The organism is Amycolatopsis cihanbeyliensis, assembly GCF_006715045.1.
Lineage (GTDB): Bacteria > Actinomycetota > Actinomycetes > Mycobacteriales > Pseudonocardiaceae > Amycolatopsis > Amycolatopsis cihanbeyliensis.
Map to the genome: position 1 here is coordinate 5,335,830 of NZ_VFML01000001.1, position 15,764 is coordinate 5,351,593.

The window sequence follows — 15,764 nt, forward strand, 5'->3', positions numbered from 1 at the left end:
GAATAACCCGACTGTTGATTAAGACTCTGGACAAGTCACCGGGTAAGGCATGAAAGGGATTCCGATGAGTGAAGCCTACCGATCCGCGGGCTGGTGGCGGGACGAGACGATTCTGGACGACCTGCGCCGCGCGGCCGCCGAGACCCCGGACAAGCCCGCGCTGGTGTGCTACCAGAACGACACCCTCGTCGTTGTGTCCTATGTGGAGTTGATGGCCAGGGTGGACCGGCTGGCGGCCAACCTGGTGCGGCTGGGAGTGCGGCCGGGGGAGGTCGTCACCCTGCAGCTCCCGAACTCCTGGCAGCTCGTCGCGCTCTGCCTTGCCTGCGCGCGGATCGGCGCGATCGCGGGGCCGGCCGTGCCGATCCTGCGCAGGAGGGAGATCGAGCACATGACCCGGCTGACCGAGAGCCGGGTCTACGTCGCCGCGGCCGAGTACCGGGGCTTCAGCTACGCCGACATGAGCGCGGAGGTCGCCGCGGTGGTGCCGACGCTGGAACACCGGGTGCTGCTCGGTGGTGGGGCCGGCGCGCTGGATTTCGACCGTGACCTGCTCGAGCACGAACCGCCGCCGGTGGATCTGGACGCGCTGGAGGCGAAACCCGACGACGCGGCACAGGTCATGTTCACCTCCGGCACCACCGGCGAGCCGAAGGGCGTGGTGCACAGCCACAACACCCTGTACGCGATGAACAAGGCCCAGGCTGATGTGCTGCGCCTCGGACCGGACGAGGTGACCGCCATGGGCTCGCCGACCTCGCATCAGGCCGGCTACACCTGGAACTTCGTGATGCCCCTGCTGCTGGGCGCGACCGCGGTGCAGGTGGAGTACTGGGATCCGGAGGTCATGCTGCGGATACTGGAGGAGCAGCGGGTCACCTTCTTCATGGGAGCGCCCACCTTCCTCTCCGACCTCATCGCGGCCCAGCGGGCGAACCCGCGCGACCTCGGCGCGCTGCGTACGTTCGCCACGGGCAGCGCGCCGATCGCACCGGCCTTTGTGGAGCAGGCACGCGATGTCCTCGGCTGCCGGCTCTACGCGCTGTGGGGGATGACCGAGAACGGTTGTGTGACGATCACCCGCCCCGAGGACCCGCCGCTGCGCGCAGCCGAGAGCGACGGCACCGTCGTACCCGGGATGGAGATCAGGATCGTCGGTGCGGGCAACCTGCAGGTACGTGGCGCGGCGCAGTGCCTCGGTTACTTCCGGCGTGAGCGGGTGTACGCGAACTCGGTGACCGAGGACGGCTGGTTCGACACCGGCGACCTGGCCAGGGACGACGGTTACGGCGGTATCCGGATCACCGGACGGGTCAAGGACCTCATCATCCGCGGCGCGGAGAACATCCCCGCGGTGGAGGTCGAGGCCGCGCTGGTGCGGCATGCCGCGATCAGGGACGTGGCGGTGGTGGGATACCCCGACCAGCGCCTCGGCGAGCGCGCCTGCGCCGTACTCGTGACGACCGGCGAGCCACTGAGCCTTGACGACCTGCGCACCCATCTGGACGGGCTGGGCATGGTCAAGCAGTACTGGCCCGAGCGGGTGGAGATCGTGCCCGAACTGCCGAGGACCCCCTCGGGAAAGATCCGGAAAACCGTGCTGCGGGACCGACTCCGGGATCAGGAGAGGAATGACGATGTACTTCGAGTACACGGCTGAGCAGCGGGCGCTGGCGAAGCGGGTCGGCGAGTTCGCCGCCGAGCGCATCGCCCCGTACCGCCGGGAGAGCGACGTGCGGGGCGGCTACCGGCCGGGCCTGCTTCCCGAGATGGCGGCCGCGGGCCTGTTCGGCCTGCGCGTCCCCGCGGCCTACGGCGGCCTCGAGCTGGACGCGTCGAGCGCGGGCATCGCGCTGGAGGAGTTGGCCGCCGCGGACCTGACGGTCTGCTTCCCGGTGCTGAACGCGGCGCTGGTGGCGGGCGTGCTGGCCGCGAACGGCTCGCCCGCGCAGCTGTCGGCCTGGCTACCGCCGATCGCGCGGGGTGACGCGATCGTCGCGGTCTGCCTGACCGAGGCCGACCACGGCACGGACGCCGCGGGCATCCGGATGCGCGCCACCCCGGACGGGGACGGCTGGGTGCTCACCGGCGAGAAGGTGTCCATCATGGCCACCGCCTACGCCACGCACGCACTGGTCTTCGCGCGTACCGGCGGTTCCGGGGCACACGGCATCACGGCGTTCTACGTGGACCTGGACTCGCCCGCGGTGAGCAGGGAACGCCTGCACGACCTGGGTTGCCGGGCCGGCGGCCGCGGTACGCTGGCTTTCGACGGCCTGCGGGTGGGGTCCGACGACGTGGTCGGCAGGCCGGGTGCGGGGTTCGTCGAGGTGATGCGCGGTTTCGCCTTCTCCCGCGCGTTGATCGCGCTGATGGCGATCGCGGTCGGCAACGCGGCGATCGATGAGGCCATCGCGCACGCGGGCCGCCGGGAGGCCTTCGGCCAGCCGATCGGCCGCTACCAGTCGGTCTCGTTCCCGCTGGTGGAGTACGCGACCCTGCTGCGCGGCGCGCGGCTGGTCGCCTACGAGGCGTTGGGCAAGGCCGACAACGGACTCGACCCGCGGATCCCGTCCAATATGGCCAAATGGTGGGCACCGAAGGTGGCCATGGAGGCCGTGCACCAGGCGCTGCTGACGCTGGGCCACCTCGGCTGGTCCGAGGACGGGCCGATCGCCCAGCGGCTCAGGGATGTCATCGGCCTGCAACTCGCGGACGGCACCGCGGGCGCGACGAAGCTCGTGGTCGCCCGGCACCTGCTGGGCAAGGAGAACGCTCCCTAGGAACCGGCCTCGGCCCGCCTGGCCTGCCGGTACACGCGCATCTTGGCGCGGGCACCGCAGACGGACATGGAACACCACCGGCTGGCGCGGTTGCGCGACCGGTCGTAGAAGGCCCACGCGCAACGATGCTCCTGGCAGGCCTTGAGTCGCTGCCAGGAGCCGTCGTGCACGGCCCCCATCATATGGGCGAGCACCGTGCCCAGGGCCCCCCGCACATCCGGCTGCGCGGGGCCCAGCTCGGGATCTCCCGTCTCCCCGGCGAACCGCACCACCATCGGGCAGTTCCGCGCGATGTGCCGCACCGTACGACGCGCCCGCGGATCCGCGGGCGCGTCGTTGTTCTCGCGTAGCAGCGCGCGCATCGCCTCGCGTAGCGCGATCGCGTCCGTGCGGTCGAGTTCCTCCGGTTCGACGGACCGGCTCACCAGCTCGTTGCGTGCCAACCAGCGGCGGAAACCCTCCGCGGTGGCGAACTCGTCCGGTCCGAACTCGACGTTCACGCTGTTGACGAAGGACTGCACCAGCGCGAGCCGCCCCGGCGCCTCCGCCCTGTTTCCCGGTTGCCCTTTCATCCTCGGCATCTTACCGGTGAACGCATTTCGCTGGTATCACGTTGGCCGGACTCGACGATAAGAACCGCTTACCGGGTTTCGCTTGCCCCACTACGTTACCAGCCATAAATTATAGCTAGTAACACGCACACTCGTGCTTCGGGCACCACGCCAAAGGGGCGACCGATGAACTACCACATTCTTCGCGAGTTCGGTGAGCTGATTCTCAACCGCCCCTGCCTCGGCGCGCCGCCCGCGGAGGTGGCCGCGTGGTACGAGCGCAAGGCCGACCTGTTCGAGTGCATAGCCGCCGCTGAGGGGCATGACCCGGTGGGTGCGCTCCGGCAGGCGCGGCTGGCGCGCCGGCATGCCAGCCGGCTGGTGACCGCCGGAAGTCACGCGGCCTGACGCGCCATCCGGCGAGCCGGTTCCGTGGCCGTTCCCCGGCCGTTCTGTTCCCGTAGAAGTTGCCATCCAAAGAATATGGACGGTAACAACGGAGAGGATACCTGTGCAGATGAACTCCTCCGGGCCCCTGCTGATCAGGGGCGGTTTCCTGTATCCGGCGGATGACCGGGAGCGGGTGATTCCCGACGGCGCCGTGCTGGTCGAGGAAGGGCGGATCGCCGCGGTGGGCGGCACGACCGAGGTGGAGGCGGCACTGACCGACCGGCCCCGCACGATCGAGGCGTCCGGGAAACTGATCCTGCCCGGGTTCGTGAACCCGCACTGGCACGACATGTTCGCCACCCGGTTCCCGTTCAAGGGAGCGCTTCGCGACCCGAGCGACCGGGAGGACCGGCCCGCGTTCATGGCGCTCGGCGGTGACATCCAGCGGATATCGATGATGTTCGACTCGTTCTGCGCCAAGATCGACCTGCTCGGTCCGGACGAGGCCGCGGCCATCGCCAGGTACTCGATGTGGACCCAACTCCGGTCCGGGGTGACGACCCTCGGCGATGTCGGCTCGTTCAACCGACCGGAGGCGCTCGCCGCCGCCGCGCGCGAGCTGGGTATGCGCTGCGTGGTCAGTACCTGGGCCAGCGACGCCGTGTGCGCACCCGGCGAGTCCCGGTTCCGCCGGACCAGGGACGCCGACGTGGTGCTGGGGCGGGTCGAGAGCCTGCTCGACACCTGCGCCGCGGAGCGCGGCGGCCTGGTACGGGCCCGCCCGACCTCGGTCTACGGCGTCAACATGACCGACGAGCTCGGCGCCGGGTTCGCCGAGCTCGTCGCGCGCTACGACGTTCCGTTCGCGACGCATCTCGGGGCATTGCGCAACGAGGTCGAGGTGATGCGCACCTACTACGGTGCCACCCCGGTCCGCAGGTTCGCCGAGCTCGGCCTGCTCTCGGACCGTTTCATGGCGGTGCACTGCGCGTTCGCGGACGAGGACGAGCGCAAGCTGCTCGCCGAGGCGAACGCCCACATCAACTTCTCACCGGCCAAGTACGGGCCCGCGGGGGAGTCGTCCCTGACCGAGACCGGCGCGATGCCGGAGTTCCGGCGCCGCGGGCTGGATCTCTCCCTCTCCACCGACGGGGCACCGATGCCGGTGGGCGGGATGGCCGAGGCGATGCGGGCCGTCTGGCAGACCTTCAACGAGATGTCCGCCGACCCGACCGAGGTGCGCCCGACCGACGCGCTGGCGATGGCCACCCGTATCCCGGCCCGCGGCCTGGACTGGGCGGAGGAGATCGGCAGCCTCGAGGTCGGCAAGCAGGCGGATCTGCTGCTGATCCCGGCCACGGACTGGCGCTACCTGCTCAACCCGCGGCCGCTGGAGGGATTCCTCGCGCTGGGCGGCTCGATGGACATCGACACGGTGCTGGTCGCGGGCCGGGTGCTGGTGGAGGGCGGCCGGCCCACCTGCTTCGACGAGCACGACGTGGAAGCCGACTACCTCGAGGCGCTGGCCGCTTTCTCGGTGCGCTGCCTCGGGGTCGATCCCGATCTGGTCGCCGCGCACACCCGGCGAGCACAACGAGCAGTGAGGAGTGACTGATGTGGGGGAAGACGGCCCTGGTCACCGGGGCGGCGGGCGGCATCGGCGAGGCGGTGGTGCGGGCGCTCGCCGCCGAGGGCGCCGCCGTCGCGGCCGTGGACGTGGAAGCCGAGGCACTGCACCTGCGGGTCAAGACGCTGGCCGGCGAGGGTCACCGGGTGCGGGGCTTCGCCGCCGATGTGTCCACCGGCGCGGCGGTGGACGCGATGGTCGAGGAGGTCGAGCGGGAGCTGGGACCCGTGCGGTACCTGGTGAACGCGGCCGGTGTGCTGCGGCCGGGTGCGGTGACCGAGTTCTCCGACCACGACTGGAACACCACCTTCGCGGTCAACACGACCGGGGTGTTCCATGTCAGCAGGGCGGTGGCCAGGCGGATGGTCCCGCGCAAGGAAGGCGCGATCGTCACGGTGGCCTCCAACGCGGCCACGGTTCCCCGTCGCGATATGGCCGCCTACGCGGCGTCCAAGGCGGCGGCGAGCAGCTTCACCAAATCGCTCGGACTGGAGCTGGCCGAGCACGGGATCCGGTGCAATGTGGTCGCGCCCGGCACCACCGAGACACCCATGATCGCCTCGCTGTACGCCGACGCCGATGCGTTGCGGGCCACCATCGAGGGCATGCCGGCCAGCCACCGGGTCGGCATCCCGCTCCGGAAGCTCGCGACGCCGGGGGACATCGCCGAGGCGGTGCTGTTCCTGCTCTCCGAACGCGCGTCGCACATCACCCTGCACGACCTCACCGTCGACGGCGGTGCCGGGCTGGGTCGCTGACCCGGCCGAACCGCCCACACGTCCACCCGAGAAGGGAGTCATGATGGCCATCCCGGTGATCGAGCCGTACGCGATGCCGGCCGAACACGAACTACCGGAGAACATCGCACCGTGGACGATCAGTCCCCGGCGTGCGTTGCTGCTCGTGCACGACATGCAGAACTACTTCCTCCGCCCGTTCCGGCCCGAGCAGGAGCCGATGCGCGAGCTGGTCGCGAACATCGTGTCGCTGCGCGCGGAGTGCGAGCGGCACGGGATTCCGGTCGCCTACACCGCGCAGCCCGGCGGGATGACCGACCAGGAACGCGGTCTGCTCAAGGACTTCTGGGGTCCGGGGATGAGCACCGACCCCGCGCACCGGCGGATCGTCGAGGGGCTGAGTCCCGCCGATGCGGATGTGGTGCTCACCAAATGGCGGCCCAGCGCGTTCTGCCGTACCGAACTGCTCGAGCTGATGCGCGCGCGGGGGCGCGACCAGCTCGTGATCTGCGGCGTGTACGCGCATGTCGGCATCCTGATGACCGCGCACGAGGGCTTCTCCCACGACATCGAGACCTTCCTGGTCGCGGACGCGGTCGCCGACTTCTCCCCGGACCACCACCGGCTCGCGCTGGACTACGCGGCCTCGCGCTGCTCGGTGACGGTGTCCACCCGGTCCGCGCTGGCCATGCTGGACGGAGGTACCCGATGACGACCCCGGCATGGCTGGGTCGGATCCTCGACCCGCGGACCCCGCCGTTCGCCCTGCTGCACCGACCCGTCGCCGCCGGAGCGCACCGGGTGGACCTGATCTTCGGGGAGACAGGCGAGGTCGACCGGGTCGCCGACATCCCGGTACCGGCCGAAGGGGGCCAGAACCGGCACGAGGTACTGGCCCTGCTGCCGTTCCGGCAGATCGCCGAGCGCGGGTTCGTGGCACCGGAGGACGACGCCGGGCTGCTCACGATGGCGGTGACCGACCAGGCCGTGCTGCCGCTGTCCGAGGTACTCGATCAGCTTCCGGACGGGCCGATCGAGCTGACCGAAGGCGGATTCGACCTGGCCGACGAGGAGTACGCCGAGCTCGTGCGGAGGGTGGTCACCGAGGAGATCGGCCAGGGCGCGGGGGCGAACTTCGTCCTCAAGCGCTCCTTCTCGGCCGAGATCACCAACTGGTCGGCCCGCACCGCGCTGTCCTTCTTCCGCCGCCTGCTCGGCAGGGCTTCCGGGGCCTACTGGACCTTCGTGATACACACCGGCACCCGCACCTTCGTCGGCGCCTCACCCGAGCGGCACGTCAGCCTCACCGGCGGCACCGCGGTGATGAACCCGATCAGCGGTACCTACCGCTACCCGGCCGGGGGTCCCGAACTCGGCGGGCTGCTCGAGTTCCTCGCGGACACCAAGGAGGCAGGCGAGCTGTACATGGTGCTCGACGAGGAACTGAAGATGATGGGCAGGGTCTGCGACCTCGGCGCCCGCGCCACCGGCCCGTACCTCAAGCAACTCGCCCGGATCGCGCACACCGAGTACCTGATCGAGGGGCACAGCTCGCTGGACGCGCGGGACATCCTGCGGGAGACCATGTTCGCGCCCACGGTCACCGGCGGCCCGCTGGAAAGCGCCTGCCGGGTGATCAGCAGGTTCGAGCCGGAGGGCAGGCAGTACTACGCCGGGGTGGTGGCCCTGTTCGGGCGGGACGAGTCGGGCCGCCAGGCCCTGGACTCCGCGATCCTCATCCGCACCGCGGACGTCGATGCCACCGGTCGGATGCGCATCCCGGTCGGCGCCACCCTGGTTCGCGACTCCGATCCGCCTTCCGAGGCGGCGGAGACCAGGGCGAAGGCGGCGGGCCTGCTGGAGGCGCTACGCGGGGACGGCGCGGGGGCACCCGCCCCGGTGCCCGATCTCGGCGCGCACCCCGATGTGCGCGGGGCACTGGCCGAGCGCAACGTCCCACTCGCCGACTTCTGGCTTGCGGACCCGCGGCAGCGGGCGCGGCAGCGGTCCGCGCTCGCCGGCCGCAGCGTGCTGGTGATCGACAACGAGGACATGTTCACTTCGATGATCAAGCATGTGCTGGTCGCGCTGGGGGGTGAGGTCGTGGTCCGCCGGTTCGACGAGGACTTCGCGCTCACCGGGTACGACCTCGTCATCGTGGGGCCCGGCCCCGGCGATCCGAGCGCGCACTCCGACGTCAAGATCTCCCGAATACGGTCCCGCGTCCGGGAACTGCTCGCGAACGGCACCCCGTTCCTCGCCGTCTGCCTCGGGCACCAGGTGCTCAGCGCGTTGCTCGGGCTGGAGCTCGTCCGCAAGCCCGTCCCCAACCAGGGGGTGCAGCGCAAGGTCGACCTGTTCGGCCAGGCCGAGCTGGTGGGCTTCTACAACACCTTCACCGCGGTCAGCGCCACCGACCGGATCCCGTGCGCCGGTCGTGCGGGCGTGGTCGAGATATTCAGCCAGGAATCCAGCGGCGAGGTGCATGCTCTACGCGGACCCGGTTTCGTCTCGGTGCAGTTCCATCCCGAGTCCGTGCTGACGCGCAACGGCGTGGAGGTCCTCGGCGAGGTCCTCGGCGGCCTCCTGGACGTGAAGGGAGCTCTGGCGGCTTGATGAATCCCGCTCACACGTTCGCGTCGGTCGCGGAGTTCGAGTCCTGGCTGGAAGCCAACCACCGGACCACGGACGAGATCTGGGTGGCGTTGCCCAAGATAGGTACCGAGGTGCCGTCGGTTACCAGGGGACAGGCCCTGGACGTGGCGCTGTGCTTCGGCTGGATCGACGGCAAGGCGACCTCGCGGACAACGCCGGAAGGCTGGTGGGCGCAGCGTTTCACCCCGCGCGGGGCCCGCAGCACCTGGTCGAAGATCAACAGGGTCAAGGTGGAAAGGCTGATCCGCGAGGGCCGGATGCGGCAGGCCGGGCTCGACCAGATCGAGCTGGCCAGGTCCGACGGCCGGTGGGCGGCCGCCTACGACTCGCCGAGCAGGGCACAGGTTCCCGCCGAACTGCGGGCGGCGCTGGACGCGAACCCCGCGGCCGACTCGGCCTTCGCCGAGCTCGGCGCCGGAGCCAGGTACCGGCTGTTGCACAGCCTGCAGACCGTGAAGAAACCGGAGACGCGGGCGCGCAAGATCGCCGGCTACGTCGAACGGCTCGCGGCCGGACAGTCGCCTCACCCCAAGGAGAAGTGATGCAGCGCGCACTACCGCAGATCGGGGACTGGGCAAGCCTGGAGGAGCTGCACGACCTTCAGCTGAAGCAACTCCCGCAGGTGCTTGCCTGGGCCGCGCGTGTCCCGTTCTACCGGTCGCGGTTCGGGTCCGGGGTGCCGCCGGTGACCGCGGCGGACTTCGACGCGTTACCACTGGTGACCAAACAGGACCTGCGGGACCAGTACCCGTTCGGGATGCTGGCCGTCGACCGCGCCGAGCTGGCCACCTACCACGAGTCCAGCGGCACCGTCGGCCAGTCGACCCCCTCGTACTACACCGAACGCGACTGGGTCGACCTCGCCGAGCGCTACGCCCGCAAGTGGGTCGGGATCACCCCGCGGGACACCCTGCTGGTGCGGACCCCGTACGCCCTGATGATCACGGGGCATCTCGCGCAGGCCGCGGCCCGGCTGCGCGGGGCCATGGTGGTTCCCGCCGACTACCGCTCGCTGGCCATGCCGTACCCGCGGTTCATCCGGGCGCTGCACAACCTCGGCGTCACCCTGACCTGGTCGATCCCGACCGAGCCGCTGGTATGGGCGGCCGCGGCCAGGGCCGCCGGCCTCGACCCCGCCCGGGACTTTCCCTCGCTACGGGCGCTGTTCGTCGCGGGGGAGCCGCTGTCCGCGGCCCGGCGCAAGCGGCTCGGCGAGATCTGGGGTGTGCCGGTGGTCGAGGAGTACGGCTCGACGGAGACCGGCACCCTGGCCGGGGAATGCGAGCACGGCCGGATGCACCTGTGGGCCGACCGGGCGTTGTTCGAGGTGTACGACCCGGAGACCGGTCGGCTGAGCGTGGAGGGCGACGGCCAGCTCGTGGTGACCCCGCTGTACCGCGAGGCGATGCCGTTGCTGCGCTACAACCTCGAGGACGACGTGGAAGTGTCCTATGCGGACTGCGCGTGTGGCTGGCGCCTGCCTTCGGTCCGGGTGCTCGGCAGGGCGTCCTCGGGTTTCCCCGTCGGCGACCGGAAGGTCACCCAGCACGGGCTGGAGGAGCTGGTGTTCAGCCTGCCCAGCGGCTACGGCGTGCTGTTCTGGCGGGCGAGGGCCGAACCCTCCGTGCTCAGGGTGCAGATCGAGGTCGCCGAGGAGCACGCGGCCGCGGCGGCGAGCGAGCTCACCGCGGCGATCACCCGTGAGCTGGCGGTGCCCTGCGAGGTCCGCCCGATGTCGCCGGGAACCCTGCTGCCGCCCGAGGTGCTGAGCAAGCCGCGGGACATCGTGAAGCCGCGAACCCTCTGGGGCGCCGACGAGGACTGGAACCAGGCGTCGCTCTACAACTGAAGGCACGTAAGGAGCAGCAATGTCAGTACCCGCCAGCGTGCAGGCCTCACCCCAGGACCGCGACCGCATCGCGCGGCTGGTCTGCGGGCATATGGCGACCAGGGTGATCGGCACCGCGGCCACGCTCGGCCTCGCCGACCTGATCGGCGACGAGCCGGTTCCCGCGACCGAGCTGGCCGGGACGGTGGGCTGCCATCCCGGCGCGTTGCTGCGGCTGCTGCGTGCGATGGCCGCACTGGAGCTGCTGGTCGAGACCGAGGCGGGCGTGTTCCGGCTCACCGGCGCCGGCGTGTTGCTGCGCACGGACCGCCCGGACTCGATGCGTTCGTTCGTCGGCATGACGACGCACCCGGCGATGCTGGATGCCTGGCGGCTGCTGGACGGCGCGGTGCGTGCCGGGAGCACGGTGTTCGACCAGGTCTTCGGTACCGACTTCTTCCGGCACCTCGGCAGTGACCCGGAACTGTCCGAGCAGTTCAACACCGCCATGCGGCAGAGCGCTCGGATCGCCGCGCAGGTGCTGCCATCGGCCTTCGACTTCGGGCGCTACGGCACCCTCGCCGACATCGGCGGGGGCAACGGCACCGTGCTCTCCGCGATCCTGGCCGAGCACCCCCGGCTGCGCGGCATCCTCTTCGACACCCCGGACGGTATCGCCGAGGCGGAGGTGCCGGAGCGCTGCGAGCGGCAGGCAGGCGACTTCTTCACGGCGGTTCCCGCCGGCGCCGACCTGTACCTGCTGAAGAGCATCGTCCACGACTGGGACGACGCGCGTTGCGCCTCGATCCTCGGCAACATCCGCGGGGTGATCCCGGAGCACGGGCGGTTGCTCGTGGTGGAGCCCGTACTGCCGGAGGTCGTCCAGCCGGGCCAGTCCTCGCTCGCGTACCTGAGCGACCTCAACATGCTGGTCAACCTGGGCGGGCAGGAACGCACCGGCGCGGACTTCGCCCGGTTGTTCGCGGCCTCGGGCTTCGAACTCGCGGACGTCACCCCGTTGCCGCCCGCCAGGTTCAGCCTGATCGAGGCCGTACCGGCGTGATCCCGACCGTCAGCGAGAAAGGTGGGTACTGCCGATGCAGACCCTGACCACATCCGAGGTTCGCCCGGTGCTGGGTGAGGCCGAGGTGGATTCCTACCTGGGCCGGATCGGCGCCGAACGGCCCGCGGGTCCGGACGCGGGGGCGTTGCGCGAGCTGCATCGGCGGCATCTGGTCGCGGTGCCGTACAACAACCTCGCCATCCACCTCGACCAGGAGGTCCGGCTGGACCAGAGATGGTTGTTCGAGTGGATCGTGGAAGGCCACCGGGGCGGCATGTGCTACGAGCTGAACGGCGCCTTCGCGGCGCTGCTGGCCGGCCTCGGCTACCGGGTGGATCTGCTGGCCGCGCGGGTGTTCCTCGGCAGGCGGCGGTTGGCGCTGCCGTACAGCCATGTGGCGCTGCGAGTGGAAGCCGAGGACGGTTCCCGCTGGCTGGCCGACGTCGGCTTCGGCAAGCACAGCCACTACCCGCTCGGGCTGCGGGAGCGAGCCGAGCAGGCCGAGCCCGGGGGCCGGTTCCGCCTGGCCGGGGCGGAGGGCGACGATCTGGACGTGCTGCGCGACGGTGTGCCGATTTATCGACTCGACCAGCGGGCCCGGGAGCTCGACGAGTTCGGCGGCACCTACTGGTGGACCCGCACGGCACCGGAGTCGCCGTACGTGCGGGCACCCCTGTGTTCCCGGCTCACCGTGGACGGCGGGCGGGTCACGTTGAGCGGGCGGACACTGACCGTCACCGACGCGCATGGCGGCAGGGCGAAACGCGAACTCACCGACGACGACGTGCTGGACACCTACCGCACCCTTTTCGCGCTGCCCGTGGATCGGCTGCCGGACAGGACGGACGCGCCGACGCTTCCCTGGTTCTGAGGTTCAGAAGACACGACATTTCGGGGCCGCCTCGAGCTTGCGCTCGGGCGGCCCCGAATATTTTCGGGCTCTCGTTGATTCAATGAGAAGGAACCCTTATCGCGCGAGCGTTGTTCGGGCCGCGTTACTGCCATAGTCTCGTTGTTGGTAACAGGAAGGCGTGGCGGAGGGAACAACGTGAAAACCAGGGTCTATCCCGCCTATATCGGTGGCCGGGACATCACCGGCGACAACGGGCAGTTCGTACACACCGTCAGCACGCGGTCCATTCTCGAGAACACCTTTCCCAGCCTCCGGATCAAGCAGGATCTCGACCGGGGAATCATGGATCTGGAATCGGCGGGGGAGGCCGTCGTCGGTGCCTGTGCCGTCGCGGACGAGGCGATGGCGGAGCTGGCACTCGAATCGGCCGCCAAGGCCGCTCCGGTGTGGGCTCGCCGCCCGCTCGCCGAGCGGATCGAGATCGGGCACCGCATCTCGCGTTCGCTCGTCGAGCACGGAGACGCCCTGGTGGAGATCCTTGTGGCCGAAGGCATGCCGGTCTCCATGGCCGAAGGCATGATCAAGGGCATCCCGCACACCGGGTGGAGCAGGGAGACTCTCGAGTTCTGCGCCACGCAGCTGGAGATCACCCGCTCCGACGGGGTGCGCACCCGGACCGTGCGGCGGGTGCCGGACGGCGTGGTGTGCGTCAACCCGCCGCAGAACGCGGCCACGCCCAACGCGCTCGCCGGCATCACCGCGCTCCTTTCCGGTAACACCGTGGTGGTCCGCGCGCCGCGGGGCGTCGCGCTCAGCTGCATGTACACCATGCGCGAGGTGGTCGCGCCGGTACTGGAGGAGGCCGGTGCGCCGCCGGGCACGCTGAACGCCTTCTGCGGGGCCCCGATGCTCGACCAGTGGCTGGACAGCCCGCATGTCGACGACATCGTCTTCTACGGCGGCAGCAAGATGGGCCTCGAGTTCGAGCGCAAATGCATCGCCGCCGGCAAGAAGCCGATCCTGGAACTCGCAGGGAACGACTGCTGCGTGGTGTGGCGGGACGCGGACCTCGACCTCGCGGTGGAGTCGCTGACCGCGTTCTTCGCGAACTCCGGCCAGATCTGCAACGTGCCGAACCAGGTGATCGTGCACCCGGCGATCGCCGACGAGCTGATCGCGAAGCTGGTCGTGGCCACGCAGAAGATCCAGCCGGGGTATCCCGACGAGCCGGGGGTGGTGCTCACCCCGGTGCTCGGCGCCGACTGGTTCGAGGGCTGCCTCGGCGAGGCGCTGGCCAAGGGCGCCACCCTGGTGCACGGAGGTCGCCGCCTCGAGGTGGACGGCACTCCCTCGGACACGGGGTTCTTCATCGAGCCCGCGATCATCCGGGTGGACGGGCTGCCCGATGCCCGGTCGCTGTCCGTGGTCCGGGACGAGACCTTCTTCCCGCTGTTGCCGGTCATCGTGCCCGGCACGGACGCCACGGACGAGGAACTGTTCGGCCAGATGCTGGATTTCGTCAACAGCAACGGTTACGGCCTGCGCAACTCGGTGTTCGTCCGGGACGACGCGATGATCGAACGTTTCCTCGCGGGCGTGGCCAACGGCGGCACCCTGATGATCAACGACCAGCACACCGGGTTCCTCCCGTTCCTGCCCAACCAGGGCGGCCCCGGCCTCACCGGCGGCGTGTTCGGCGAGGCGAACTACTTCATGTTGCGGACATCGCGCCTGCAGGGCGTCAGCATCGTCCGCCCGGCGCAGTGACGAGGGAGCGAAACACACGATGACTACTCGCACGTTGAAAGCCACCGCGCGGTGCTCCACGGCCGAACTCTTCGAGCGGCTCGGTGACGACCTTTCGTTCCCCGGGCTCGCCACCGATGTGCTGTCCGTCTCCGAGGGCGGGGACGGGCTGCGCAACTGGGTGCTCGCCTTCCGCGGCGGCACCGCCGAGTGGGTGCAGCGCAACCGCGTCGCACCGGACCGGATCGAGTTCGAGCAGGTGACCGGCGACTTCCAGACCTTCCACGGCTCGTGGTCCGGCACTGACGGTGCGGGCGGCTGCGAGGTCGTGTTCGAGGTCAGCTACCGCACCAGCGTTCCGCATCTCGCCGGTGCGGTCGACTCCGCCGTCGGCAGGGTGCTGCTGCGCGGAGCGCACCAGATCCTGGCGGGCATCGCCGAGGTCGAGGTCACCGAGGGGCGTCACTTCCTGCGCGACCCGAACAAGGGGAGGGGGCCGGGACGATGAGGTTCGAGGACGTCTGGATCGCCGGAACCGGCGGCACGCACGGCGAGCTGGTGCCGATCGAGGACGCCGTCGCCGAGGGTTCGTACGAGCGCATCGCGGCGGACAGCACCGGGATGATCACCGTCTCCCAGTCACGCGACGCCGCACCGGAGATGGCGGTGACCGCGGGCAGGCAGGCGCTCAAGGAGTCGGCCGAGCTCGGCGTCGAGGTCGGGCCGGACGCGCAGGTCCTGCACGGCTGCGCCGGTTTCCAGGGGATCGACATGTGGTCCGCGGCGGCCTGGATCGGCGGCGAGTTGCTGGGTACCCGGCTCGACTGCCTGCCGACCACCGTCCAGGCGTGGTCGAACGGCTCGCTGGCCTCGCTGGCGATAGCCGCGAACACGCTGACCGCCCGGCCCGAGGTGCCGGCCACGTTGATCACCGTCGCCGACCGCTTCGCGCCGCCGACGGACCGGTACTACGCCTCGCCCGGCATGGTCTTCGGCGACGGGGGCGCGGCCGCCGTGGTCACCAGGGGCGGCGGCAGGCTGCGCCTGCTGTCCTGTGTCGCCGAGACCGACACCGTCCTGGGTGGACTGTCCATGGGAGACGAGAAGTTCCGCCCGGCGCCACCGGGCGAGCCACCGGACGCCCGGCGCCGCACCAGGGAGTTCCTGGCGCGCGGCGAGGTGTCCCTGCGGGATGTGCAGCAGCGCAGCGCGGAGCGCACGCGCAGCGTGGTCTCCCGCGCGCTGGCCGAGGCCGGGCTGAGCACGGAGCGGGTCGACTGGTTCGTGCCCCCGTTCGTCGGGCGGATGCTGTACCGGGAGGCCTTCGTCCGCCCGTCCGGTGTCACCGTGCACAACACCCTGCTCGACCTCGGGCTCACGATCGGCCACCTCGGCGCGGGCGATGGGCTCTTCGCGCTGAACCACCTGATCTCCGCGGGCCTGCTCGAGCCGGGGGCCCATGTGCTCCTGATCGGTACCGGGATGGGCTTCACCTTTTCCGCGGCGGTGCTCGCGGCGTCGCGCGGCTGAC

The 15,764-nt window shown here is 70.3% G+C and carries 15 protein-coding genes; 14 read left to right on the forward strand and 1 reads right to left on the reverse strand.

Translation table 11 applies throughout. From position 1 onward, the window contains the following. Positions 1 to 64 precede the first annotated feature (64 nt). Together FB471_RS24475 and FB471_RS24480 are read left to right on the forward strand one after the other, a co-directional pair. On the forward strand, positions 65 to 1,660 hold the full coding sequence (locus FB471_RS24475; protein WP_211358127.1) for an AMP-binding protein: 1,596 nt from the start codon (positions 65 to 67) through the stop codon (positions 1,658 to 1,660). Beyond that, entirely contained in the window at positions 1,632 to 2,783 is a 1,152-nt protein-coding gene (locus tag FB471_RS24480) for an acyl-CoA dehydrogenase family protein (RefSeq protein WP_246076564.1), read from the forward strand. The genes FB471_RS24475 and FB471_RS24480 overlap by 29 nt, the downstream gene beginning before the upstream one ends. Here FB471_RS24480 and FB471_RS35315 read toward each other — a convergent pair. Further along, the gene (locus tag FB471_RS35315) at positions 2,780 to 3,355 is read right to left on the reverse strand and encodes a CGNR zinc finger domain-containing protein (RefSeq protein WP_246076565.1); all 576 of its coding nucleotides are present in this window, start codon (positions 3,353 to 3,355) and stop codon (positions 2,780 to 2,782) included. The genes FB471_RS24480 and FB471_RS35315 overlap by 4 nt on opposite strands. A 165-nt stretch (positions 3,356 to 3,520) precedes the next feature. On the opposite strand from FB471_RS35315, the gene FB471_RS24490 reads away from it, so the two are divergent. From FB471_RS24490 to FB471_RS24545, 12 genes are all read left to right on the forward strand, one after another. Beyond that, positions 3,521 to 3,742: a hypothetical protein gene (locus FB471_RS24490; protein WP_142000703.1), complete on the forward strand. Its 222-nt coding sequence runs from the start codon at positions 3,521 to 3,523 to the stop codon at positions 3,740 to 3,742. A gap of 109 nt (positions 3,743 to 3,851) precedes the next feature. Then, positions 3,852 to 5,339, forward strand: a complete 1,488-nt coding sequence (locus tag FB471_RS24495) for an amidohydrolase family protein (RefSeq protein ID WP_142000704.1) — start codon at positions 3,852 to 3,854, stop codon at positions 5,337 to 5,339. After that, on the forward strand, positions 5,339 to 6,109 hold the full coding sequence (locus FB471_RS24500) for a 2,3-dihydro-2,3-dihydroxybenzoate dehydrogenase (RefSeq protein ID WP_142000705.1): 771 nt from the start codon (positions 5,339 to 5,341) through the stop codon (positions 6,107 to 6,109). Before FB471_RS24495 ends, FB471_RS24500 begins: the two co-directional genes overlap by 1 nt. Before the next feature lie 43 nt (positions 6,110 to 6,152). After that, positions 6,153 to 6,800, forward strand: coding sequence for an isochorismatase family protein (locus tag FB471_RS24505; protein ID WP_142000706.1), 648 nt, complete (start codon positions 6,153 to 6,155; stop codon positions 6,798 to 6,800). Next, positions 6,797 to 8,704, forward strand: coding sequence for an anthranilate synthase family protein (locus tag FB471_RS24510; protein ID WP_142000707.1), 1,908 nt, complete (start codon positions 6,797 to 6,799; stop codon positions 8,702 to 8,704). The genes FB471_RS24505 and FB471_RS24510 overlap by 4 nt, the downstream gene beginning before the upstream one ends. After that, on the forward strand, positions 8,704 to 9,285 hold the full coding sequence (locus FB471_RS24515; protein WP_211358129.1) for a YdeI/OmpD-associated family protein: 582 nt from the start codon (positions 8,704 to 8,706) through the stop codon (positions 9,283 to 9,285). The genes FB471_RS24510 and FB471_RS24515 overlap by 1 nt, the downstream gene beginning before the upstream one ends. Beyond that, entirely contained in the window at positions 9,285 to 10,592 is a 1,308-nt protein-coding gene (locus FB471_RS24520; protein ID WP_142000709.1) for a phenylacetate--CoA ligase family protein, read from the forward strand. Before FB471_RS24515 ends, FB471_RS24520 begins: the two co-directional genes overlap by 1 nt. Positions 10,593 to 10,611: 19 nt before the next feature. Then, on the forward strand, positions 10,612 to 11,634 hold the full coding sequence (locus FB471_RS24525; protein ID WP_142000710.1) for a methyltransferase: 1,023 nt from the start codon (positions 10,612 to 10,614) through the stop codon (positions 11,632 to 11,634). Between the two features lie 34 nt (positions 11,635 to 11,668). Continuing rightward, on the forward strand, positions 11,669 to 12,505 hold the full coding sequence (locus FB471_RS24530; RefSeq protein ID WP_170220920.1) for an arylamine N-acetyltransferase family protein: 837 nt from the start codon (positions 11,669 to 11,671) through the stop codon (positions 12,503 to 12,505). Between the two features lie 177 nt (positions 12,506 to 12,682). Continuing rightward, complete coding sequence (locus tag FB471_RS24535) at positions 12,683 to 14,254, forward strand: aldehyde dehydrogenase family protein (RefSeq protein WP_211358130.1); 1,572 nt, start codon at positions 12,683 to 12,685, stop codon at positions 14,252 to 14,254. A 19-nt stretch (positions 14,255 to 14,273) separates the two neighbouring features. Further along, the gene (locus FB471_RS24540; RefSeq protein WP_142000711.1) at positions 14,274 to 14,741 is read left to right on the forward strand and encodes a type II toxin-antitoxin system RatA family toxin; all 468 of its coding nucleotides are present in this window, start codon (positions 14,274 to 14,276) and stop codon (positions 14,739 to 14,741) included. Further along, entirely contained in the window at positions 14,738 to 15,763 is a 1,026-nt protein-coding gene (locus FB471_RS24545) for a ketoacyl-ACP synthase III family protein (protein ID WP_142000712.1), read from the forward strand. Before FB471_RS24540 ends, FB471_RS24545 begins: the two co-directional genes overlap by 4 nt. Position 15,764: the final 1 nt, after the last annotated feature.

What these genes read in the sequence shown, in the direction of transcription:
- FB471_RS24480 (WP_246076564.1), top strand. Translation starts at nt 1,632, where the DNA reads ATGACGATGTACTTCGAGTACACGGCTGAGCAGCGGGCGCTGGCGAAG.
- FB471_RS24525 (WP_142000710.1), top strand. Translation starts at nt 10,612, where the DNA reads ATGTCAGTACCCGCCAGCGTGCAGGCCTCACCCCAGGACCGCGACCGC.
- FB471_RS24515 (WP_211358129.1), top strand. Translation starts at nt 8,704, where the DNA reads ATGAATCCCGCTCACACGTTCGCGTCGGTCGCGGAGTTCGAGTCCTGG.
- FB471_RS24510 (WP_142000707.1), top strand. Translation starts at nt 6,797, where the DNA reads ATGACGACCCCGGCATGGCTGGGTCGGATCCTCGACCCGCGGACCCCG.
- FB471_RS24545 (WP_142000712.1), top strand. Translation starts at nt 14,738, where the DNA reads ATGAGGTTCGAGGACGTCTGGATCGCCGGAACCGGCGGCACGCACGGC.
- FB471_RS24500 (WP_142000705.1), top strand. Translation starts at nt 5,339, where the DNA reads ATGTGGGGGAAGACGGCCCTGGTCACCGGGGCGGCGGGCGGCATCGGC.
- FB471_RS24530 (WP_170220920.1), top strand. Translation starts at nt 11,669, where the DNA reads ATGCAGACCCTGACCACATCCGAGGTTCGCCCGGTGCTGGGTGAGGCC.
- FB471_RS24475 (WP_211358127.1), top strand. Translation starts at nt 65, where the DNA reads ATGAGTGAAGCCTACCGATCCGCGGGCTGGTGGCGGGACGAGACGATT.
- FB471_RS24540 (WP_142000711.1), top strand. Translation starts at nt 14,274, where the DNA reads ATGACTACTCGCACGTTGAAAGCCACCGCGCGGTGCTCCACGGCCGAA.
- FB471_RS24520 (WP_142000709.1), top strand. Translation starts at nt 9,285, where the DNA reads ATGCAGCGCGCACTACCGCAGATCGGGGACTGGGCAAGCCTGGAGGAG.
- FB471_RS24505 (WP_142000706.1), top strand. Translation starts at nt 6,153, where the DNA reads ATGGCCATCCCGGTGATCGAGCCGTACGCGATGCCGGCCGAACACGAA.
- FB471_RS24490 (WP_142000703.1), top strand. Translation starts at nt 3,521, where the DNA reads ATGAACTACCACATTCTTCGCGAGTTCGGTGAGCTGATTCTCAACCGC.
- FB471_RS24495 (WP_142000704.1), top strand. Translation starts at nt 3,852, where the DNA reads ATGAACTCCTCCGGGCCCCTGCTGATCAGGGGCGGTTTCCTGTATCCG.
- FB471_RS35315 (WP_246076565.1), bottom strand. Translation starts at nt 3,355, where the DNA reads ATGAAAGGGCAACCGGGAAACAGGGCGGAGGCGCCGGGGCGGCTCGCG.